Origin of the sequence: Microbacterium oleivorans NBRC 103075 (genome assembly GCF_001552475.1) — a bacterium.
Classification (GTDB): domain Bacteria; phylum Actinomycetota; class Actinomycetes; order Actinomycetales; family Microbacteriaceae; genus Microbacterium; species Microbacterium oleivorans.
The window spans coordinates 106,160-127,037 of sequence record NZ_BCRG01000011.1; the positions used below are offsets into that span (position 1 = coordinate 106,160).

Genomic DNA, 20,878 nt, shown 5'->3' on the forward strand with positions numbered 1-20,878 from the left:
CTGTCGATCAGTAGTTACGGGCGCGCCAACGCGGCGTCGTGCACACAGCGATGTCGGAGCTCGACCCTAGTCTGCGATCATGACCACTTCAGACCTGATCCAGCTTGCCGCCGTTCTGGCAGCAGTAGCTGCCGCGATTATCGCTCTGATCATCTCGGGACTCGACCGCAGGAACGCGCGCCGGATCGCTGACGCAGACAGGGCAAGCGCACTTCGGCACTCGCACCTGATGTTCGAGCTCGAAGCGCTGACACGACTGACCCAGAATCTGAATCGCGGCGGGTCAACTGATGATCTCGAGCGAGCGCAGATGGGCGCGGAGGCACTCACGCTCGTTGGAGTCCTCAGCCCTGATCGGGTCCCTGAGCTGTGGGAGCGGAAGGTGGGCAGCGATGACCGGTTGCGTGCCGCGTTCGCCGACCCGGAGATGCCGGAGTACAAGAAGGAAGCGCTTGAAGCACAGCTTGCGATCAGCGCTGTTCTCCGCGAGATCCGCGAAGAGACCAGGGCCGCCTGATGGAGATCGCCGCTCTTGCCATCGCAATCCTGAGCCTTGTCCTGGCAGCGCTCGCTCTGGGCTGGCAGATTGCGGCCTGGGCTCTGGACGGACCACGTCTTCGCGCCACGCTCCAGCACGGAGTCCTGGGCCGCGGCGGCGTTGTCGTCTCGACCGTCGGCCGCAGCAGCAAGCTGAGGGACATGTCCTCGATGCGCGAGCAGGGCTGGAATGGGCCGGACGTTGTTGCGATCCTTGTCACCAACCATGGCAGGTCGCGTGCGAAGATCACTCGCTTCGGCATCCAGCTGCAGCGAGGCGGAATGAGCGCGCAGTACCCGGAAAGCAACGCATGGTCACCGCAGCTCCCCTACTGGCTCGAACCAGGCGAGTCGGCGACATGGCACGCCGAGCTGCAAGATGCGAAAGCGCTGATCGATGCGACCCGTCAGACGGTTCGGGCCGACGCCGGTGGCGTGTTCATGACGATCGAGACCGGGACAGGCAAGACCGTCCGCACTCGTCGACTCTTGGAACTTCCGTAGCGGAACTCACACGTTGAATCAGCGGAACTCCACCGCATGCCGGTCGGGAAACCGGGTCATGATCACCTCGACGCGATCGATTCGGCACGCGTGGCTGAGCGACCTGATCGGGCAGATCCACGAGTCCTCCTATGGCACGTACGGGCGAATGCGGATCCGTGCGGAGTTGCAGAGGTCCCATGAGGTCACGGTCGGCCAGAACACCGTCGCACTCCTGATGCGTCGATCCGGGCTGGTCGGGCTCCCGTTACGTCGCCGCTCCAAGCGCGTGCCGCACCAGGTCACCGTCACCGATCTCGTTCGTCGCCGCTTCCACGCGGACGGACCGGACCGGCTCTGGGTGACCGATATCACGGAGCATCCGACACGAGAGGGAAAGCTCTATTGTTGCGTCGTACTCGACGTGTTCAGCCGACGGGTCGTCGGGTGGGCAATCGACACCGAGTAGTGAAAGTCCTCCAACACGATAAATTTAGGCGTCTCTGCGGTCGTCAACCCGGAGATGATGTCGTTCACATCGGCCGGATCGAGTTCAAGGCTACGACCCTCAACGGTCTCTTCGTCGTGATGTCCCATATCTGTGCCGCCACCACCGCCAGCCTCGGCGAATGGAACTTTGAATCCCGCTTTGAACTCTGCCCGGATTTTGAAGTCTCCGCCGACGGTTTTCGTTGTGGTCCCTTCGACCACGTATCCGGCGGCCTTGAGGATCGCCGTGTGCAGGTCGCGCAGCATCCACTTGTTGGAGCATGTGACGACCAGGTACTCACCGTCGTCCAGGTTGTACTTCCGCAAGACCAGATCTTTTATTGCCTCGAGAACGAGATCAGGGACATGATCGAGTCGCAGCTGGAAGAGGCGCACGGGGAAAGCTGGTGGGACGACCATTGCCCCGAAAACGTAAAAGTGTCTGTCGTGAACAATAAGAAGCGGGAACAGGACAACGGAGTAATCCTCCGCTCTTCTCACCCGATTGACTACACCACCTTTGGCGAACTGGGCGAGATACTGAAGGTGAACTGGGACATCTTCGGCGCGACGTTCAACAGCAAACGTGGCGTCGAGAAGGTTCTGAGCAGTCTCAACCTCCTCCGCGGGCCGATCGCCCACTGCGCACCCCTCGCAGAAGACGAAGTCGTCCGACTCCATCTTGCGGTCCGCGACTTCTACCGGCTGATGGAGTAGCTCAAGGCACTGGCGGAGCCCTTCTGGAGTCCTCCGAGGTTTGCCGATATGCAGAAGGCCCGGAACCTCTGTTGAGATTCCGGGCCTCTCCCGGTCGGGATGACAGGATTTGAACCTGCGACCCCTTGACCCCCAGTCAAGTGCGCTACCAAGCTGCGCCACATCCCGGTCCGTTGCCCTCGCGGACAACTCCCCTATCCTACCCGGTCGGCGGGCCGGCCGCGAACCGCTACGGGGTTCCGCGTGTCCGACCTCGTCGCTACCCTTCCGGCATGACCGAGATCACGATCGAGCCGGCCCGGGCCGACCGCTTCGCCGACGCGGAGCACGCGCTGACCGGTGGCGGCGACGGCGCGAGCTGCTGGTGCCAGTGGTGGATGCTGGTGCCCAAGGACTTCGACGCGGTCACGACCGACGAGAAACGCGAGCGCCTGCGCAACGACCTCGCGGCACCGATCCCCTCGGCGCTCATCGCCTACGTCGACGGTGAGGCCGCGGGCTGGGTGAAGGTCGCCCCGCGACCCGATCAGCCACGGCTCGCGCGGACCCGGAGCGTGCAGAAGTCTCCCGAACAGATGGACGACCCCGACGTCTGGGCGATCACCTGCTTCGTCGTGCGGAAGGAGCATCGGTCGCACGGCCTCGCGTCACGTCTGCTGGACGCCGCGATCACCCACGCGCAGGCGAACGGCGCCCGCGTGGTCGAGGCATACCCCGTCGACACCGGGGTCAAGCGCTTCTCCCCGAACGAGCTCTACCACGGCACCCTCTCGAGCTTCCTTGCGGCCGGTTTCACCGAGACCGCCCGCCCCGGCGCCGCCCGCCCCATCGTCGCGAAGCAGCTCGCGTGACCCACATCACCGCAGTCCGCGGCGACATCACCCAGCAGCAGGTCGACGCGGTCGTCAACGCCGCCAACCGCGCCATGCGCGGCGGCGGGGGCGTCGACGGTGCCATCCACCGGGCCGGTGGACCCGACGTCCTCGTCGACTGCATCGCCCGCTTCCCCCACGGACTCGCGACCGGGGATGCCGGGTGGACCACCGCGGGCGACCTCCCAGCTCGGTGGGTAATCCACGTCGTCGGACCGAACTTCACTGCCGGAGAGCGCGACCGCGGGCTCCTCACCTCCTGCTACCGCCGTGCTCTCGAGGTCGCCGACGAACTCGGCGCCGCGACCGTCGCGTTTCCCCTCGTCAGCGCCGGCGTCTATGGCTGGCCCCTCGACGACGCCGTCGACGCCGCCGTGTCGACTCTCACCGATACCCCGACCCGCGTCACCGAGGCCCGTCTCGTCGCCTACGACGACGCGATGCTCGCCCGGCTCGAACGGCGGCTCGCGGCCTCCTGAGCCGACCTACGATGGATCCACCGGACGGGAGGAGAGGGACATGGCGGATGCCGTCCGTGTGGACTCCTGGCTGTGGGCCGTCCGCGTCTACAAGACCCGGTCCGCAGCGACCACCGCATGTCGCGCCGGGCATGTCCGCGTGAACGGCGAGAAGGCCAAGGCCGCCCAGCAGGTGCGACCGGGCGACGAACTGCGCGTGCGCATCGCGGGGTTCGACCGCATCCTCGTCGTCCGCCAGCTGATCACCAAGCGCGTGGGCGCACCGCTCGCCGCCGTCGCCGCGGAAGACCGCACCCCCGAGCGGGAGCCCGTCGCGCTCGTCGCCGTCCGCGACCGCGGCGCCGGCCGCCCCACCAAACGCGAGCGACGCGACATCGAACGTCTCCGCGGACGCGACTCAGACTGAAGCCGGGCGCCGGCGCGCACGGCGCATCGCGGCATCCGTCACCGCCACGAGCACCACCGTCACCGCGTAGACGAGCAGGTCGCGCGCGTCGAAGACGGTGCCGAACATCAGCACGATCGGCGGCCACTCCCCCGCCCACCGCACCGGCAGGCCCGTGAGCTGGAACAGCTCCACCCCCACGCACCACACCAGCACGACGGCGCCGACGACCCACGACGACCATCGCGGAAACAGCGCCACGAGTCCGCCCCACACGGCGACCACGTAGAGCGCATCTCCCGCGATGTCGGATGCCGCGCCCTCCCCTGCCCCGAAGTGCACGGCCAGGCCGGCGGCCACCGCCGCGAGGACGGTGGTGACCCCGACGATCCGGCGCGTCACGCCACGTCGCGCAACCACGACGCGCCCCGCACGCTCGCGCCGATCGCGACCGCCCGCTCGCCGAGCGCGCGGTCGCTGGTCACGAGCAGGACTCGCTCTCCGTCGCCGACGCGCCGCTGCGCCTCGGCGACGAGCGTGTCGTCGCCCGCGGCATCCGCGCGCACCACCTCGACGAAACCCGATCCGTCGGGAGCGCTCCGCGCCTCGCCCTCGAGCACCGCGACGACTGTCGGGTACCAGGTGTCTCCGGGGAGGGAGAACTCCGCTGCGGCGACACCCGTCCGCGAGAAACCATCGAGCCGACCGAGCAGACGCGATGCGGCGCCGGCCCGGTCACGCCACCACCCGTCGGGCACCGAGCCGACGACGTTCGCCGCGTCCACGAGGACGGTCGGACGGACCGCGAGCAGATCCCGGAGAGGTCGCCACGAGTCAGAGAAGCCGGGGTGCAGAGGCAGCGCATCGACCTCGTCGAGCGGCACCCACTCGAGCGCGTAGCTCTCGGGGTCGGCGATCACCGGTTCGAACGGCCGGACCACGTCGGCGACCAGGGTCGTGTACGACCAGACGTCGAGATCGAGCACGCTCGTGAACCGGGGGCGCAGCGCCTCGGCCGGAACGCCTGCCTCCTCGTGAGACTCGCGCATCGCGGCATCCGTGGCGCTCTCGCGCTGATGCCGCGCGCCGCCCGGGATGCCCCACGTGCCGCCGTGGTGACTCCACGCGACACGATGCTGCAGCAGCACTCCCCGCGCCGGATCGTGCGCGAGTAGACCCGCGGCGCCGAACCTGCCCCAAAAGCGATCCCCGGCGTCGGTGACCACCCAGGCGTCACCCGGATCGCGGTGCGCGGACAGGGGCGGAGGCCCTCCGGACGGCTCCTCGATCCTCATGCCCCCAGCCTCTCACGCAGCCGAGCCGCGGGACGCGGCATCCGTCACGTCCCGGAACAGACCCAGCTTCATCCGCAGACGAGAAAGGAGATGACGCCTCGCGAGGGCCGGTTCGACCGGATGCCTCCTCGCGACGTGTCATCTCCTCTCGAAGCGACGGGGCCGAGCGTCAGCGCTGGCGACGCTCGCGCACTCGCATGTTCGTGATGATCGGCGTGCCCTCGAAGCCGAAGATCTCGCGCAGGCGACGCTGGATGAACCGGCGGTAGCCCGGGTCGAGGAACCCCGTCGTGAACAGCACGAATGTCGGCGGACGCGTCGACGCCTGCGTCCCGAACAGGATGCGGGGCTGCTTGCCGCCGCGGAGCGGATGCGGGTGCTCGGCGATGAGTTCGGCGAGGAACGCGTTGAACTTGCCGGTGGGGATGCGCTGATCCCACGACTCGAGCGCGGTCTCGAGCGCCGGGACGAGCTTCTCGAGGTGGCGTCCCGTGCGGGCCGACAGGTTGACGCGCGGCGCCCACGTGACATGTGCGAGATCCTGCTCGATCTCCCGCTCGAGGTAGCGGCGGCGATCGGCGTTGTCCATGTCGTCGTCGTTGAGGCGATCCCATTTGTTGAACGCGAGGACGAGCGCACGCCCCGATTCGAGGACCAGGTCGATGATGTTCAGGTCCTGCACGCTAATCGTCTCGGTGACATCGAGGACGACGACGGCGACCTCCGCCTTTTCGAGGGCGGCACTGGTGCGGAGCGATGCGTAGAAGTCCGCGCCCTGCTGGAGGTGCACACGACGACGGATGCCGGCGGTGTCGACGAGACGCCACAGCTTGCCGCCGAGCTCGACGACCTCGTCCACCGGGTCGCGCGTGGTGCCGGCGAGGTCGTTGACGACGACGCGCTCCTCCCCCGCGGCCTTGTTCAGGAGCGAGGACTTGCCGACGTTCGGGCGGCCGAGGATCGCGACCCGGCGGGGTCCGCCGAGCTCGTTCTTCGCCACTGCCGAGATTTCGGGCAGCACCTTCATGACCTCGTCGAGGAGGTCGGCGACGCCGCGACCGTGGATTGCCGACACCGGGTGCGGCTCGCCGAGACCCAGGTTCCAGAGCGCCGCAGCCTCGGGCTCGTGGCGGGCGTCGTCGATCTTGTTGGCGACGAGGAAGACCGGCTTGTCGGTCTTCCGGAGCATTCGAACGACCTGCTCGTCGGTCGCCGTGGCGCCCACCATGGCGTCGACGACGAACATTACGACGTCGCAGAGTTCGATCGCGATCTCGGCCTGCGCGGCGACGGAACGATCGATGCCCTTGGCGTCGTGCTCCCAGCCGCCGGTGTCGACGAGGGTGAACCGCCGGTCCATCCACTCGGCCTTGTAGCTCACACGGTCACGCGTCACACCGGGGGTGTCCTCGACGACGGCCTCACGGCGGCCGAGGATGCGGTTCACGAGCGCGGACTTGCCGACGTTCGGCCGTCCGACGATCGCCACCACGGGAAGGGCGGGCAGCAGCTCGACGACCTCGCCGCCGGCAGTGAAGCCGGCGAGGAGCTCATCGTCGTCCTCGTCCAGCTCGTAGTCGGCGAGCGACGCCCGGAGGGCGGCGGCGCGCTGTTCGGCGAGTTCCTCGTCGAGGTTGGCGAGCTTCTCCTCGATCCGGTCGGGGCCGGCTTCGTATTCGTAATCGTCTTCGGCGCTCATCGCGAGCCTTCCGTTCCCGACCGCACGACGTCCATGACGGCGTCGACGGTCTGTGCGAAGTCCAGGTCGGTCGAGTCGACCACCGTCACGCCGGGGGCGGCGGTGAGGAAGTCGACGACCTGGGAGTCGGATGCGTCGCGCTTGTGCAGCGCGGCGGCGACAGCCGCGGCATCCTGTGAGGTCAATTCGGCGCTGCGCCGGGCGGCGCGCACCTCGGGGGCGGCGGTCAGGAGGATCCGCACGAGAGCATCGGGGGCGACGACGGTGGTGATGTCGCGGCCCTCGACGATGACACCGGGACGGCCGGACTCTGCCACCAGGCGGCGGAACAGCACGTTCACCTGCTCGCGGATGACCGGCACCCTCGCGACGCCGCTCACAGCCGAACTCACGTGCGGCTCGCGGATCGCGTCGGTGACGAAGGTCTCGCCGACGCGGACCCAGTATTCGTCGGGGTCGAGCGAGATGGCGTAGTCGAAGTCGCCGGCCGCGTCGACGACCGCGGCGGCGTCCGACGTGTCCGCGCCATGCTGGAGCACGTGCCACGCCAGAGCGCGGTACGCGGCACCGGTGTCGAGGTAGCCGTAGCGGAGTCGACGTGCGGCCTCTTTCGAGACGCTCGACTTGCCGCTCCCGGCCGGACCGTCGATGGCGATCGTGATCGGGTCAGTCATTGAGGCTCGCAATCTTCCACCCGCGCGCCGCGAGACCGTCAGTGGCGACGGTGACGGCGGACGGGACGACACTGATCTCGCCGAGGCCGAACTGGGCTCCGGGCGAGTGCTCGAGACGGAAGTCCTCGACGTTGACCTCGAGCTCGCCGAGGTCGCCGAACAGGCGCCCCAATTGCCCGGGGGTGTCGTCGACCATGACGACCACCGTCTCGAATCGGCGGTTCTGACCGTGCTTGCCCGGGAGGCGTTCGACGCCTTCGTTGCCACGGCGGATGGTGTCGGCGACAGCGCGTCGCGCGCCAGGGGCGTCGGGATCGCGGAGCGCGCCGGCGACGGTGGTGAGGTCTGCCGCGAGGGCGTCGAGGACGTCGACGACGGGATCCGAATTGGCGCCGAGGATCTGAACCCACAGCTCCGGAGCGGATGCCGCGATGCGGGTCGTGTCGCGGACTCCCTGCCCCGCAAGCCGCAGCGAGGCGTCCTCAGCCCCGACGAAACGGCCGGCGAGAAGGGATGCTACGAGCTGCGGCACGTGGGAAACCAGAGCGACGGAGCGGTCGTGCTCCTCGGGCGTCATCTCGACGAGGCTCGCACCGAGGTCGAGCGCGAGGCCCTCGACGACGGCGAGATCGCGCGCAGACGTCTCCTCGTCGCGGCAGATGACCCACGGGCGACCGAAGAAGATGTCGGCTCGGGCGGAGATGGCGCCACCGCGCTCACGGCCGGCCATCGGGTGCGACCCGATGTAGCGGGAGAGGTCGACGCCGCGCTCGCGGAGCGCGAGGAGCGGGTCGAGCTTGACGCTCGCCACGTCGGTGACGACCGCGTCGGGAAAGGCGGTGAGCTCGCGCTCGATGACATCGGCGGTCACATCCGGCGGCACAGCGACGACGACGAGGCCGGGTCGGTCCTCATCGCGCGCGGCGCGCCCCGCGCCGTAGTCGACCGCGAGACGAAGCTGCGCGGGTGATGCGTCGGCGAGGACGACGTCGACGCCGAGGGCCCGCAACGCATGCCCGATGCTCGAGCCGAGCAGACCGGCGCCGACGATGCGGACGAGGCCGCTCGTGCGGACGGCGCGGGCGCGCGCGTCGATGGCGTCGGTCACAACTGCTCCTGAGTGGGGTCCCCGGGCGGGGTGTCCGCCTGGCGCGCGAGAGTCAACAGCGCACCACGCTCCACTGTAGTCAATTCGCGTGCCCGGCCCGCTGGGAGCGTGCCCAGGTGCAGCGGCCCGAACTGGCGTCGCACCAGCTCTTCGACGGGATGACCGACCGCGGCCATCATGCGTCGAACGATCCGGTTCCGCCCCGAGTGAAGAGTGAGCTCGACGAGGCTCGTGTCGCCGCTCGCGTCGAGCAGTCGGGCCTTGTCAGCCGCGATCGGGCCGTCCTCGAGCTCGATGCCTTTCGTGAGCTGGGCGATCGTCTGCGGCAGCACGCGCCCCGAGACCTTCGCGATGTAGACCTTCGTCACGCCGAACGACGGGTGCGCGAGAACGTGCGCGAGCTCGCCGTCGTTGGTGAGGACGAGGAGGCCGCTCGTCTCGGCATCCAACCGCCCCACGTTGTAGAGGCGCTCGGGCCAGTCCGCGGTGAAGCGGCGCAGATCGGGGCGACCCTGGTCGTCCTTCATGGAGGAGACGACGCCGGTGGGCTTGTTGAGCACGACGTACCGCTTGCTCGTGTCGAGCTGGATCGCGGTGCCGTCGACGTCGACCTGGTCCGTCTCCGGGTTGATCCGCGAGCCGAGCTCGGTCACCACGACGCCGTTGACCCGCACGCGTCCCTCGACGATGTACTGCTCGCAGACGCGGCGAGAGGCGACACCCGCGTTCGCGAGGATCTTTTGCAGGCGGACGCGATTCTCGTCGGACTGGTCGTTCATCGGATGGTCTCTCCTTCGAATCCCGCGGAGCCGTCATCCAGCAGCGGGGAGATGGGGGGCAGCTCGTCGAGGGAGTTGATCCCCAGATGTCCGAGCAGCGCGTCGGTGGTGCGGTAGTTGATGGCCCCGGTCTCGGGGTCGGTGAAGGCTTCGGTGATGAGACCGCGAGCGAGGAGGGTGCGGACGACGGAGTCGACGTTCACGGCGCGGATCGACGCGACCTGGCTCCGCGAGACGGGCTGCTTGTAGGCGATGACGGCGAGGGTCTCGAGTGCGGCCTGCGACAGCCGCGACGGCGCCTGCCCGTTGACGAACTCGGCGACCAGGTCGTCGTGCTCGTCCCGCACATAGAAGCGCCATCCCCCGCCCACCTCGCGCAGCTCGAAGCCGCGGCGGGGCCCGGAGCGTTCCCCGTCGTAGTCGGCGACGAGTTCGTCGACGGCGCGGCGGACGGCGGCGACGGGCGCACCGACGGCGGCGGCGAGGGAGACGAGACTCTGCGGCTCGTCGATGATCATGAGGATCGCCTCGAGGCGGCGGGCGATGTCGCCGGGCTGCTGTGAGCGGGGCGGCGCCTCGGTCTCGGTCGCGTCATCGGTCATAGTCGGCTCCCAGTGTGGCGAGGTTCTCTTCGGACCACCGATCGGCTGTCCAGCGCAGCGTCAACTCGCCGAGCGGCTCCAGCTGCTCGAACGAGAGCGCCGCGTGGCGGTACAGCTCCAGTACGGCGATGAAGCGCGCCACGACGACTCCGGTCTGCGTGACGCCGGCGACGAGCTCACGGAAGTTGAGCTGGCCGGCATCCCGCAACAGCGTGACGACGATCGCCGCTTGCTCCCGGATCGAGACGAGGGGTGCATGGAGGTGGTCCAGCCCGACGTGCGGGATCTCCTTCGGCGCGAAAGCGAGCATTGCGATGGCCGCGAAATCGTCGGGCGACAGCGTCCAGACGAGCTCGGGGACAGCCCGGCGATGCTTCTCGTCGAGGCGCACGGCCCGGGTGTGACGCTTGCCCTCCCGGTCAAGGCAACGCGCGAACCACGCCGACACCTCCTTGAACGCCCGGTACTGCAACAGGCGAGCGAACAGCAGGTCGCGGGCCTCGAGCAGGGCGACGGACTCGGCATCCACCAGCTCGCCCTGCGGGAGGAGCCCGGCGACCTTCATGTCGAGCAGCGTGGCCGCGACGACGAGGAACTCGGATGCCTGGTCGAGGTCGGCGTCGTCGTCGAGCCCTTTGAGGTAGGAGATGAACTCATCGGTCACTTTGCTGAGCGAGACCTCGGTGATGTCGAGTTCGTGCTTCGAGATGAGGGTCAGCAGCAGATCGAACGGGCCGTCGAAGTTGCCCAGCGAAACGCGGAAACGATCGCCCGCGGCCTCGGTCGTCTCGGCCTGGGAAGGCGCAGCGGCGGCGTCGGGGCCTTCGTCAGGCGACGGCGCCACGGGAGACCAGCTCCCGCGCGAGGCGCAGGTACGCCTGAGCGGCGGAGTGCTCGGGAGCGAACTTGGTGATCGGCACTCCGGCGACGGAGGCGTCGGGGAACTTCACCGTGCGGCCGATGACCGTCTCGAGCACGTCGTCACCGAAGGCGTCGACCACGCGCTCCAGGACCTCGCGCGAGTGGAGCGTACGCGGGTCGTACATCGTTGCGAGCACGCCATCGAGCGTGATCGCCGGGTTGAGTCGGTCGCGCACCTTGTCGATGGTCTCGATAAGAAGCGCCACGCCACGGAGGGCGAAGAACTCGCATTCGAGCGGGATGAGGACGCCGTGGCTCGCGGTGAGCGCGTTGACGGTGAGGAGCCCCAGCGAGGGCTGGCAGTCGATCAGGATGACGTCGTAGTCACCGGCGACCTTGCGGAGCACACGGGCGAGGATCGTCTCGCGGGCGACTTCGTTGACGAGGTGCACCTCGGCGGCGGACAGGTCGATGTTGGCCGGGAGGATGTCGAGGCCGTCGACCGAGGTCGAGACGATGACCTCGTTCGGGTCGCGCTTCGGGTCGAGGAGCAGGTCGTAGATCGTCGCCGACTCGTGCGTCTGAACGCCGAGACCGGCAGACAGTGCGCCCTGCGGATCGAAGTCGACCGCCAGCACGCGACGCCCGTACGAGGCGAGCGCGGCCGCCAGATTGATGGTCGTCGTCGTCTTACCGACGCCACCCTTCTGGTTGCAGAGCGAGATGATGCGCGCCGGACCGTGTCCGTCGAGCTTCGACGGGGTCGCGAAGCCGTGGTAGGGACGACCCGTCGGCCCCATCGGGGTGTCGGTCGTCACCGCCGAATCGCCGTCCGCCGTGCTCCGCTTGCTCGCCACTGATCTCCCGCCTTCGCCGTGCTCACCCGAGTCTAGTCATCCCGCCGGGAGACGCCGTGGAGCGACTCCCCCGCAGACGGGGCTCGAGGTCATCTTGCCCGCGGATGCGACGTGAGATAGACGTCGCGGAGGGCGTCGACGGTCACGTGCGTGTAGATCTGCGTCGTCGCGACGGAGGCATGTCCGAGGAGTTCCTGCACGACGCGGACATCGGCGCCGCCCTGCAGCAGGTGGGTCGCGAAGGAGTGGCGGAGCGTGTGGGGAGACACGTGCGCCGTGATGCCCGCCCGCTCGGCGGCCTGCTGGATCACGAGCCACGCGCTCTGGCGCGACAGGGGCGCGCCCCGTGCACCGAGGAAAGCTCGCGGCGTCGCGCGCCCCCGGCGGGAGAGCTCCGGGCGTGCGCGTGTCAGGTAGGCATCGACCGAGGCCCGGGCGTAGGACCCGACGGGAACGATCCGCTCTTTCGACCCTTTTCCCCGCACGCGCAGCACATCGCCGTGCATGAGGTCGTCGACGTCGAGGTCGATGATCTCCGACACGCGCGCGCCGGTCGCGTAAAGGAGTTCCAGAAGGGCGCGGTCGCGGAGTCCGATCAATTCTGCGGGCGCCGCATCCGCGGGGGCGGGGCCAGCGGCATCCAGCAAGCGGACGACGTCATCGACGGGCAACGCCTTCGGCAGACGCATTGGCGCCTTGGGCGGACGGAGCTTCGTCGTCGGGTCATCGGTGACGATGCCCTCGCGCGCCAGGAACCGATGGAAGCTGCGAATCGCCGACTGCAGCCGCGCCAACGATGTCGAGGCCGGGGGCGGATCGGATGCCGCGCGTTCCGCCGCGAACGTCGTGACGAGCTCCCCCGTCACGGCCTCAGTGTCCTCGACACCGCGCTCGCTCAACCAGGTGAGGTATCCGGAGAGGTCACGCCGGTACGCCGACACGGTGTGCGCCGACAGGCCGCGCTCGATCGTGATGTGCCGGAGGAACGCGTCGACGGCGCGAGCGAGCCTCATGCAGCCTCAGCCCTGCGGTCGGTCCGCGCCCACGGGACGCGAACGCCCCGGCCACGGTGCATCCGCGGCGCCGAGCGTCGTCCACTCCCGTGAACGCCCGGCCGACGCGGCAAGAGCGGCGATGACGAGCGACGGGTTCTGCAGCTTTCGAGCGAGGACCGCGTCCACGACCTCGTCGAGGTCGACCCAGCGCACCTCGATGTCAGCCTCTTCCTCCGTGCGAGCGAACGCCTCCGGTGCCGCGGAGAGACTGCGCGCGAGATAGATGCGGATCGCCTCGTCACTGCCACCGGGGCTCGTGAAGAAGTCCGAGAGCACATCCCAGCGCTCCGCGGTCAGATCCGCCTCTTCGGCCAGCTCGCGCTTCGCCGCTTCGAGCGGGTCCTCCCCCGGCACGTCCAGGAGACCGGCGGGGATCTCCCACTCGCGGAAGCCGACAGGGTGACGGTACTGACGGATGAGGAGAACGCGCCCCTCGTCATCGAGCGCCAGAACGGCGACCGCGCCGGAGTGGTCGACGTACTCCCGCACGATCGATCCGTCGCCGTAGACGAACGCGTCGCGGCGGAGGTTCCAGACGTGCCCTTCGAAGACCGTCTCGGTCTGGGTCACCTCGACGGTGACGGCGTCGTCCTGGAGGGGCGCGGCATCCGTCATGCGTCAGTCCTCGTTCTCGACGTCGAACAGCTCGCTCGCGCGGTGGCGGTCGAGCGCTGCCGCGATGAGACCGCGGAACAGCGGGTTCGCCTCGGTCGGGCGCGAGCGGAGCTCGGGGTGCGCCTGGGTCGCGATGTAGTACGGGTGGACGTCGCGGGGCAGCTCGACGTACTCGACGAGGTCGAGGTCGGGGTTCAGGCCCGAGAACCAGAGGCCCGCATCCGCGATCTGCTGGCGGTACGTGTTGTTGACCTCGTAGCGGTGCCGGTGACGCTCGGTCGCACGGTCCGAGCCGTACAGCTCGGCCGCGAGCGATCCTTCGGCCAGCGCGGCCTCGTACAGGCCCAGACGCATCGTGCCGCCCATGTCGCCGCGGTCGAGGATGTCGACCTGCTCCGCCATGGTCGCGATGACCGGGTGCGTCGTGTCGGGATCGAACTCGCTCGACGAGGCGTCCTCGATGCCCGCGACATGGCGGGCGTACTCGATGACCATGCACTGCAGGCCGAGGCAGATCCCGAGGGTGGGCAGCCCCTGCTCGCGGGCGAACTTCAGCGCGCCGAGCTTGCCCTCGATGCCGCGGATGCCGAAGCCGCCGGGGATCACGATCCCATCGACGGCCGAGAGCGCCTTCGCGGCGCCCTCCGGCGTCTCGCAGAGATCGGAGGGGATCCAGACGATCTGAACCTTCGTCTCCTGGGCGAAACCGCCGGCCTTCAGCGCCTCGGTCACCGACAGGTACGCGTCGGGCAGGTCGATGTACTTGCCGACGAGGCCGACGGTGACCTCGTGCTTGGGGTTGTGGACGGCGTTGAGGACCTTGTTCCATCGGGTCCAGTCGATGTCGCCCGCCTTGGCGTCGAGGCCCAGGCGGCGCACGATGTACGCGTCGAGTCCCTGATCGCTGAGCGTCGAGGGGATGTCGTAGATGCTCGGCAGGTCGACGGTGTTGATGACCGCGTCCTCGTCGACGTCACACATGAGCGCGATCTTGCGCTTGTTGGACTCCGTCACGGGACGGTCGCTGCGGAGGACGAGCGCGTCGGGCTGGATGCCGATGGAGCGGAGCGTGGCGACCGAGTGCTGCGTGGGCTTGGTCTTCTGCTCGCCCGACGCGCCCATGAAGGGCACGAGCGAGACGTGCACGAAGAAGACGTTGTCGCGGCCCAATTCGTGGCGGATCTGCCGTGCCGATTCGATGAACGGCTGCGACTCGATATCACCGACCGTGCCGCCGACCTCGGTGATGATCACGTCGGGACGCGGCTCCTCGCTCGCCTGCAGGCGCATCCGGCGCTTGATCTCATCGGAGATGTGCGGGATCACCTGGACCGTGTCGCCGAGGTACTCGCCGCGACGCTCCTTGGCGATGACCTCGGAGTAGATCTGGCCCGTCGTGACGTTCGCCGCCTGGCTCAGCTCGATGTCGAGGAAGCGCTCGTAGTGGCCGATGTCGAGGTCGGTCTCTGCACCGTCGTCGGTGACGAAGACCTCGCCGTGCTGGAACGGGTTCATCGTTCCCGGATCGACGTTCAGATACGGGTCGAGCTTCTGCATGACGACGCGGAGGCCGCGTGCGGTGAGAAGGTTACCGAGACTGGCGGCGGTGAGGCCCTTGCCGAGAGACGAAACGACACCACCCGTCACGAAGATGTGCTTGGTGATGTCGTTGTTTTTGCGTCCCGCGCCCGAAGAGTCCGTCACGGGCTTTCACTCTATCAGCCCTCTCGCGTGCCCGGTCCGGCCCCCGCCCGAGTGTCGCTCAGCGAGCCCGACCGAGCGCGAGCAGTTCACGGGCGTGGTCGAGGGCGGCATCCGAGTCGGCCATTCCCGACAGCAGGCGCGCCATCTCCGCGGCTCGCTCGTCGCCCTCGAGTCGGCGGACGCTCGACGCCGTGACCGATCCGTCGTTCGACTTCACGACCGAGAGGTGATTGCCGGCGAAGGCGGCGACCTGCGCGAGGTGGGTGACGGCGATGACCTGACTCGTCTCGGCGAGCTTCGCGAGCCGCCGGCCGACCTCGATCGCCGCAGCGCCGCCGATGCCGGCATCCACCTCGTCGAAGACGAACGTGGGAACGGGGTCGGTCGCCGCGATCACCACCTCGATGGCGAGCATGACGCGACTGAGCTCACCGCCCGACGCCCCGCGAGCAACCGGACGCGGACTCGCTCCCGGGTGCGGCGCGAGCTGAATGGCCACCACGTCTCGACCGTGAGCCGCCTCCGACCCCGGTTCGACGGCGACCGTCAGCCGCGCGTCGGGCAACGCGAGGTGGCGGAGCTCCTCGGTGACCGCGTCGCCGAGACGGGATGCCGCCGCGAGCCGCGCGTCCGTCAGCTCAGCGGCCCGCGCATCGAGCTCGTCGCGGAGCCGGTCGCGCTCGGCGGTGAGTCGCTCGATCCGGTCACTGTCGTCGTCGAGCTCGACGAGACGGGCGGAGCCGGTGGCGAGCACCGCCAACGAGGCGTCGAGGGATCCGTGCACCCGGATGAGGCCGCCGAGAGCCGCGCGACGTTCCTCGACGACGGCGAGTTCGTGCGGGCCGCCCTCGTCGAGGTCTGCGAGGTAGCCGCTCAGTTCGCCGGCGATGTCGGCCACGCGGTAACCGATCTCCTCGATCGCTGCAGCGTGGCCGCGGAGCGCGCCATCGGAACCTGCGGCGCGCTCCAGAGCGCGGCGTGCTTCGGCGAGAAGAGTCTGAACGTCCGGAAGATCGTCTTCATTCGACAGCGCGGTGTGAGCGCTCGCTGCCGCGATCCGGAGTTCCTCGGAGTTCGCGAGGCGAGCCGCGCGTTGCGCAAGTTCGACGTCCTCCCCCGGTTGCGGATCGATGGACTCGATCTCGGCGATCGCCGCACGGAGTTCCTCCGCCTCCCGAGCCCGTGCGCTCTGCTCGGTCGTCAGGGTCTCGAGTTCGGCGGCGGCGGTGCGCCAGGCATCCCACACGGCGCGGTAGCCGTCGAGCGCATCGGTGACGGCGGCGCCGCCGAAACGGTCGAGCGCCTCGCGCTGCGCGGCTGCGGACGTGAGTCGCAATTGGTCGGACTGGCCGTGAACGACGACGAGCTGGTCGGCGAGGTCTGCCAGCACTCCGGCGGGGGCGGTCCTGCCTCCCACCGTCGCTCGGCTGCGGCCTTCGCTCGACAGGGTGCGGCCGAGGTAGAGCTCGGCACGTCCGTCGCCGATGGGTTCGATGTCTCCCCCGGCATCCCGCACCCGTTCGACGATGGGGCCATCCTCCGAGACGATCCACACACCGTCGACCGCAGCCTGATTCGCGCCGGCGCGCACCGCCCCGGAATCGGCACGCTGGCCGAGCAGGAGTCCGAGGCCGGTGACGACCATGGTCTTGCCCGCGCCGGTTTCACCGGTGATCGCCGTGAACCCCGGGCCGATCGGCAGGGTCGCCCCCGCGATCACTCCGAGATCGCGGAGACGGATCTGCTCGATCACAGCCCGGTCTCCGCGACTCCACGCCATCCGGCGATGGGCAGCTGGAACTTGCGGACGAGACGGTCCGTGAAGGCCGAGCGGTGCAGCCGGGCCAGCCGGACGGGCCGCCCCGAGCGGCGCACGACCACGCGCGCACCGGGGGGAAGGTCGTGGGAGCGACGCCCATCGCACCACAGCACGCCCAGCCCCTGGTTGCGTTCGAGTACATCGATCGACACGGACGTGTCCGGCCCGAGAACGACCGGGCGGGCGAAGAGCGCGTGGGCGGACAGCGGCACGAGGCAGAGAGCTTGCACCTCCGGCCAGACGACCGGTCCACCGGCGGAGAAGTTGTAGGCCGTCGATCCGGTGGGGGTCGCGACGACGACGCCGTCGCACCCGAACGACGACAGCGGGCGGTCGTCGATCTCGATCATGACCTCGAGCATCCGCTCGCGAGACGCTTTCTCGACGGTCGCTTCGTTCAGCGCCCACGTCGAGTACACGACACCGTCGTCAGCGTCGCGGACTTCGACGGACAGCGTCATCCGCTCGTGAATCTCGTAGTCGCGTGCGAGGGCACGACCGATCGCCTCGTCGACGTCGTCCGCTTCCAGCTCGGCAAGGAAACCGACGTGCCCCATGTTGACGCCGAGCAGGGGAACGGATGCCGCGCGCACCAGCTCGGCCGCGCGAAGGATCGTGCCGTCACCGCCGAGGACGATCGCGACCTCGATGTCTGCGACGTCGACGCCGCCCTCGCCGAGGACGACCGTGTCGAGGTCGCCGAGCGCCGCTGCGAGTTCGGGATCGTCGCCCGGGACGACGGGCTGCAGTCCGGCTGCGTGAACGGCCGCGACGACACGTCGAGCGCCGGCGACGGTGCTCTCACGCAGCGCGTGCGCCACCACGAGGATGTTGCGCGTCGCGTCGGTCATACGGCTCCCGCCAGTCGGTTCACGGTGTCCAACCATTGTGTCGGATTGACGTCGTCGCTCGTCCCGGGACGCAGGTGCGCGAGGAACTCGCGATTGCCGTGGGTTCCCGCGATCGGAGACGCGATCACCCCGTGGGTGCCGAGCCCGGCATCCCACGCCGCCCAGAGGACCGTCGCCACGGCGTCCGCCCGGCGCCCGGCATCCGTCACCAGTCCTTCTCGGACGCCGTTGCGCCCGACTTCGAACTGCGGCTTCACCAGCAGCACGAGATCACCGTGGGGATCGCAGACGGCCGCCACTGCCGGCAGAACGTGAGTGAGGGAGATGAAGGACAGGTCAGCGGTGACGAGCGAGGGCACGTCGGTGGAGCCGCTCTCCTCCGCCAGGGACTTCGGCGTCATGTGCCGGACGTTGAAGCCCTCCACCGCGATGACCTGCGGGAGAGCGGCGACGTCCGGTGACAGCTGCCCGTGTCCGACGTCCACGGCGATAACACGGCGCGCTCCGCGCTCGGCGAGCACCTGGGTGAACCCACCCGTGGACGCTCCCATGTCGAGCGCCACCCGTCCGGCCGGATCGACGTCGAAGGTGTCCAGGGCGGCGATGAGCTTGTGCGCGGCGCGACTCACGTAATGATCGGATGCCGCCACCTCGATGACCTGCTCGTCGCCGACTTTCGTCGACGGCTTCACGACGGGCTGTCCGTCCACGCTGACCAGGCCTGCATCGATCAGCTGCGCTGCGTGTGTGCGGCTGCGCGCCAGGCCGCGAGCGGCTACGGCCGCGTCGAGACGCGCGCTCATACGTTCGGGTCGCGGGGACCCGATTCGAGGCGCTTGGCGAGCTCGTCGTGGAGAAGCGCGTATGCCGCAGCCCGCTCCCCCAGCGGCTGATCCTCGATGACCTCGAGCGTCGAGAGCAGGTCTTCCCGGCGCACGTCGCCGTCCGCAGCATCCATCGACATGATCCCCACCCTACGCGGCCCTGTCGACGTCGGCCGTGAGCGGGACCGCGTGGTGATCAGCGGCGGTGGAAGGGGTCGGCGTACAGCCGCTCCGGTACGCGGAACCCGTAGATCGCCCGGCCGGTCGCCCAGATCGCTGCTGCGCCGGCACGGACGAGGTCAATGGGGCGATCGCCCTCGGAGACGATGTGCACGTCGGGCCCGTCGATCCGCACGGAAGCGCTTCCGACCGTCGTCACGTCACCCTTCACGATCGTCTCGGGGTACGGCTCGTGCAGTTCCCGGAGGTCACCCACGATGTAGGTCGGACGCGAGACGATCGGCGCGGCGAGGACATGCTTGGGCCGATCGATGCCGGTGAGCACGAGGACCGAATCGATCCCCGCCACCTGGGCACCGGCGATGTCGGTGTCGAGTCGGTCGCCGATGAAGAGCGGACGTGTCGCCCCGAACCGAGCCACCGCCTCATCGAAGATCGGACGCTCGGGTTTCCCTGCGACCGTCGCGAGGCGACCGACGGCGGTGTGGACAGCGGACACGAGCGTGCCGTTACCCGGTGCGATGCCGCGGGACTGCGGAATCGTCCAGTCGGTGTTGGTGGCGATCCACGGGATGCCGCCCTCATCCTCCGGGAGTGCGAGGGCATAGGCGGCCTCGGCGAGCTGTGCCCAACCGACCTCTGGCGCGAAGCCTTGGACGACGGCCGCAGGCCCCTCGTCGGCGCTCCGCGTGACGGTGTAACCCGCCTTCTCGAGCTCGAAGACGAGCCCATCGCCGCCGACGACGAGGATCGTCGCGCCGACGGCAACCCTGTCGCGCAGCAGGCGGACAGCCGCCTGCGGACTGGTGACGACCTCGTGCGGCTGCGTGTCGAGCCCCAGTTCGGTGAGGTGCGCGGCCACGACGCTGTCGCGGCGTGAGGCGTTGTTCGTGATGTAGGCCAGCGGACGGTCGGCGCGCGACGTCGTGAGGCTCTCGACCGCGTGCGGAATCGCGGAGTCGCCGGCGTAGACGACACCGTCCAGGTCCGCGAGCACCAGGTCGACGCCGTCGAGCGGTGTGGGCCGCGAGCGGGAGAAGAGTCCCATCAGGCGCGGTCCTCCGCGCCGTCCTCCCGATCGGATGCCGGGGCCTCGTCAGCGTCGGAGTCATCCGCGCTCACTGACGCTGCGGCATCCTGGTCGTCGACGTGTTCGTCCACAGCGCCAGCCTCATTGTCGAACCCGGCCTCGGACTCGCCATCGGCTTCGTCCTCGATCTCGACCTCGTCGATCTCGTCGACCTCGATCGTCTCCGTGTCCGCGTCGACCGCGCCGATCGCAGCCTCCGCGACGTCTGCACGTCGCTGCCACTTCGCTGCTTCGTCAATGTCACCGAGCTCCTCGAGAACAGCGGCGCGCGCGGCGAAGAGGCCCGGACTCCACGGATAGGCGGTGTCGGGATCAAGCTCGGGGATGTCGAGTTCCTGCAGTGCACGATCAGGCTGTCCCAGGTCCAGGCGGGCGCCCGACATGGCGATGGCCAACTCGACGCGCACGTCCGTGGGAAGTGCTGCGCGGTCAACAGCGCGTCCGACCTCGAGCGCGCGATCGGGTCGCCCGACGCCGCGCTCGCTGTCGACCATGAGGGCGATCTGGTCGTCGCGACCGGAGATGCGACGGAATGTCCGCAGTTCCCGCAGCGTCAGCGCGAAGTCACCGACCGCGTACGCCGTGATGGCGACCGTTTCACGGACGACCGCAATTCGGCCTGCGCTCCGGGATGCCGCCAGTGCGTGCTCGTGCGCCAGAGCCGGATCATCGTCGATGTGCAGTGCTGCCATCGCAAGGTGTCGCGCGACCTGCTCCGCGTTGTCCTTGCTGAGTGTCTTCAGCTCGTTGCGCGCAGCGCCATTGAGGTCGCGCGCTGTGATCTCGTCGGGTACAACGGGTCCCGCCGGCATGCTCCGGCGGTCGGAGTCCTGGGGCGGCCGCGACGATCGACGCTCCCCGTCGCGACTCGGGTAGGACGGCCGGTCGCCGTCACGACGCGGG

Annotated in this window: 24 protein-coding genes, 1 tRNA gene and 1 pseudogene; 7 read left to right on the forward strand and 19 right to left on the reverse strand. The window is 69.0% G+C overall.

The window, feature by feature from the left end; all coding sequences use genetic code 11:
- Positions 1 to 79: 79 nt before the first annotated feature.
- From MO1_RS11510 to MO1_RS14630, 4 genes are read left to right on the forward strand one after another with little or no spacing between them, the layout of a single operon-like run.
- The gene (locus MO1_RS11510; protein WP_060916096.1) at positions 80 to 517 is read left to right on the forward strand and encodes a hypothetical protein; all 438 of its coding nucleotides are present in this window, start codon (positions 80 to 82) and stop codon (positions 515 to 517) included.
- Positions 517 to 1,041 (forward strand): hypothetical protein, encoded by a 525-nt coding sequence (locus MO1_RS11515; RefSeq protein ID WP_060916097.1) that lies wholly within the window; start codon positions 517 to 519, stop codon positions 1,039 to 1,041. The genes MO1_RS11510 and MO1_RS11515 overlap by 1 nt, the downstream gene beginning before the upstream one ends.
- Before the next feature lie 58 nt (positions 1,042 to 1,099).
- A complete protein-coding gene (locus MO1_RS14995; RefSeq protein ID WP_060916098.1) occupies positions 1,100 to 1,489 on the forward strand; it encodes an IS3 family transposase in 390 nt (129 codons plus the stop codon).
- Positions 1,489 to 2,226, forward strand: coding sequence for a Swt1 family HEPN domain-containing protein (locus MO1_RS14630; protein WP_157526419.1), 738 nt, complete (start codon positions 1,489 to 1,491; stop codon positions 2,224 to 2,226). Before MO1_RS14995 ends, MO1_RS14630 begins: the two co-directional genes overlap by 1 nt.
- 94 nt (positions 2,227 to 2,320) lie before the next feature.
- Here the strand turns inward: MO1_RS14630 and MO1_RS11530 are convergent.
- Positions 2,321 to 2,394, reverse strand: a tRNA-Pro gene (locus MO1_RS11530).
- Between the two features lie 104 nt (positions 2,395 to 2,498).
- On the opposite strand from MO1_RS11530, the gene MO1_RS11535 reads away from it, so the two are divergent.
- Genes MO1_RS11535 through MO1_RS11545 form a run of 3 tightly spaced genes read left to right on the forward strand, consistent with a single transcriptional unit; the run spans position 2,499 to position 3,983 of the window.
- On the forward strand, positions 2,499 to 3,077 hold the full coding sequence (locus tag MO1_RS11535; protein WP_060916100.1) for a GNAT family N-acetyltransferase: 579 nt from the start codon (positions 2,499 to 2,501) through the stop codon (positions 3,075 to 3,077).
- Positions 3,074 to 3,577, forward strand: a complete 504-nt coding sequence (locus tag MO1_RS11540; protein ID WP_060916101.1) for an O-acetyl-ADP-ribose deacetylase — start codon at positions 3,074 to 3,076, stop codon at positions 3,575 to 3,577. Before MO1_RS11535 ends, MO1_RS11540 begins: the two co-directional genes overlap by 4 nt.
- Before the next feature lie 40 nt (positions 3,578 to 3,617).
- On the forward strand, positions 3,618 to 3,983 hold the full coding sequence (locus MO1_RS11545; protein WP_060916102.1) for an RNA-binding S4 domain-containing protein: 366 nt from the start codon (positions 3,618 to 3,620) through the stop codon (positions 3,981 to 3,983).
- On the opposite strand, the gene MO1_RS11550 is transcribed toward MO1_RS11545, so the two are convergent.
- From MO1_RS11550 to MO1_RS11630, 18 genes and pseudogenes are all read right to left on the reverse strand, one after another.
- Positions 3,975 to 4,364 (reverse strand): ribosomal maturation YjgA family protein, encoded by a 390-nt coding sequence (locus MO1_RS11550; protein WP_060916103.1) that lies wholly within the window; start codon positions 4,362 to 4,364, stop codon positions 3,975 to 3,977. The genes MO1_RS11545 and MO1_RS11550 overlap by 9 nt on opposite strands.
- Positions 4,361 to 5,257, reverse strand: a complete 897-nt coding sequence (locus tag MO1_RS11555; protein ID WP_060916104.1) for an NUDIX domain-containing protein — start codon at positions 5,255 to 5,257, stop codon at positions 4,361 to 4,363. The genes MO1_RS11550 and MO1_RS11555 overlap by 4 nt, the downstream gene beginning before the upstream one ends.
- A gap of 169 nt (positions 5,258 to 5,426) precedes the next feature.
- Entirely contained in the window at positions 5,427 to 6,956 is a 1,530-nt protein-coding gene (gene der, locus MO1_RS11560; RefSeq protein ID WP_036308425.1) for a ribosome biogenesis GTPase Der, read from the reverse strand.
- Positions 6,953 to 7,630, reverse strand: a complete 678-nt coding sequence (cmk, locus tag MO1_RS11565) for a (d)CMP kinase (protein ID WP_060916105.1) — start codon at positions 7,628 to 7,630, stop codon at positions 6,953 to 6,955. The genes der and cmk overlap by 4 nt, the downstream gene beginning before the upstream one ends.
- On the reverse strand, positions 7,623 to 8,738 hold the full coding sequence (locus tag MO1_RS11570) for a prephenate dehydrogenase (RefSeq protein WP_036308421.1): 1,116 nt from the start codon (positions 8,736 to 8,738) through the stop codon (positions 7,623 to 7,625). Before MO1_RS11570 ends, cmk begins: the two co-directional genes overlap by 8 nt.
- Positions 8,735 to 9,517, reverse strand: a complete 783-nt coding sequence (locus tag MO1_RS11575) for a pseudouridine synthase (protein WP_036308419.1) — start codon at positions 9,515 to 9,517, stop codon at positions 8,735 to 8,737. Before MO1_RS11575 ends, MO1_RS11570 begins: the two co-directional genes overlap by 4 nt.
- Positions 9,514 to 10,119: an SMC-Scp complex subunit ScpB gene (gene scpB / locus MO1_RS11580; protein WP_060916106.1), complete on the reverse strand. Its 606-nt coding sequence runs from the start codon at positions 10,117 to 10,119 to the stop codon at positions 9,514 to 9,516. Before scpB ends, MO1_RS11575 begins: the two co-directional genes overlap by 4 nt.
- Entirely contained in the window at positions 10,109 to 10,963 is an 855-nt protein-coding gene (locus MO1_RS11585) for a segregation and condensation protein A (RefSeq protein ID WP_036308416.1), read from the reverse strand. Before MO1_RS11585 ends, scpB begins: the two co-directional genes overlap by 11 nt.
- Positions 10,947 to 11,780: a ParA family protein gene (locus tag MO1_RS11590; RefSeq protein ID WP_095996055.1), complete on the reverse strand. Its 834-nt coding sequence runs from the start codon at positions 11,778 to 11,780 to the stop codon at positions 10,947 to 10,949. Before MO1_RS11590 ends, MO1_RS11585 begins: the two co-directional genes overlap by 17 nt.
- A 146-nt stretch (positions 11,781 to 11,926) precedes the next feature.
- Positions 11,927 to 12,850, reverse strand: a complete 924-nt coding sequence (gene xerD, locus MO1_RS11595; RefSeq protein ID WP_036308415.1) for a site-specific tyrosine recombinase XerD — start codon at positions 12,848 to 12,850, stop codon at positions 11,927 to 11,929.
- 6 nt (positions 12,851 to 12,856) lie between these two features.
- Positions 12,857 to 13,507, reverse strand: a complete 651-nt coding sequence (locus tag MO1_RS11600; protein WP_036308413.1) for an NUDIX domain-containing protein — start codon at positions 13,505 to 13,507, stop codon at positions 12,857 to 12,859.
- Between the two features lie 3 nt (positions 13,508 to 13,510).
- A complete protein-coding gene (gene pyrG, locus MO1_RS11605) occupies positions 13,511 to 15,211 on the reverse strand; it encodes a CTP synthase (protein ID WP_060916107.1) in 1,701 nt (566 codons plus the stop codon).
- Between the two features lie 58 nt (positions 15,212 to 15,269).
- Entirely contained in the window at positions 15,270 to 16,964 is a 1,695-nt protein-coding gene (gene recN / locus MO1_RS11610) for a DNA repair protein RecN (protein WP_060916108.1), read from the reverse strand.
- Positions 16,961 to 17,881: an NAD kinase gene (locus MO1_RS11615; protein WP_060916109.1), complete on the reverse strand. Its 921-nt coding sequence runs from the start codon at positions 17,879 to 17,881 to the stop codon at positions 16,961 to 16,963. Before MO1_RS11615 ends, recN begins: the two co-directional genes overlap by 4 nt.
- The gene (locus tag MO1_RS11620) at positions 17,878 to 18,684 is read right to left on the reverse strand and encodes a TlyA family RNA methyltransferase (RefSeq protein WP_036308405.1); all 807 of its coding nucleotides are present in this window, start codon (positions 18,682 to 18,684) and stop codon (positions 17,878 to 17,880) included. Before MO1_RS11620 ends, MO1_RS11615 begins: the two co-directional genes overlap by 4 nt.
- Positions 18,681 to 18,845: a hypothetical protein gene (locus MO1_RS14635; protein WP_154673397.1), complete on the reverse strand. Its 165-nt coding sequence runs from the start codon at positions 18,843 to 18,845 to the stop codon at positions 18,681 to 18,683. Before MO1_RS14635 ends, MO1_RS11620 begins: the two co-directional genes overlap by 4 nt.
- Positions 18,846 to 18,901: 56 nt before the next feature.
- On the reverse strand, positions 18,902 to 19,933 hold the full coding sequence (locus MO1_RS11625; RefSeq protein ID WP_036308404.1) for an HAD-IIA family hydrolase: 1,032 nt from the start codon (positions 19,931 to 19,933) through the stop codon (positions 18,902 to 18,904).
- Positions 19,933 to 20,878: pseudogene (locus tag MO1_RS11630) on the reverse strand (primosomal protein); the annotation flags it as partial. The pseudogene MO1_RS11630 and the gene MO1_RS11625, both read right to left, overlap by 1 nt.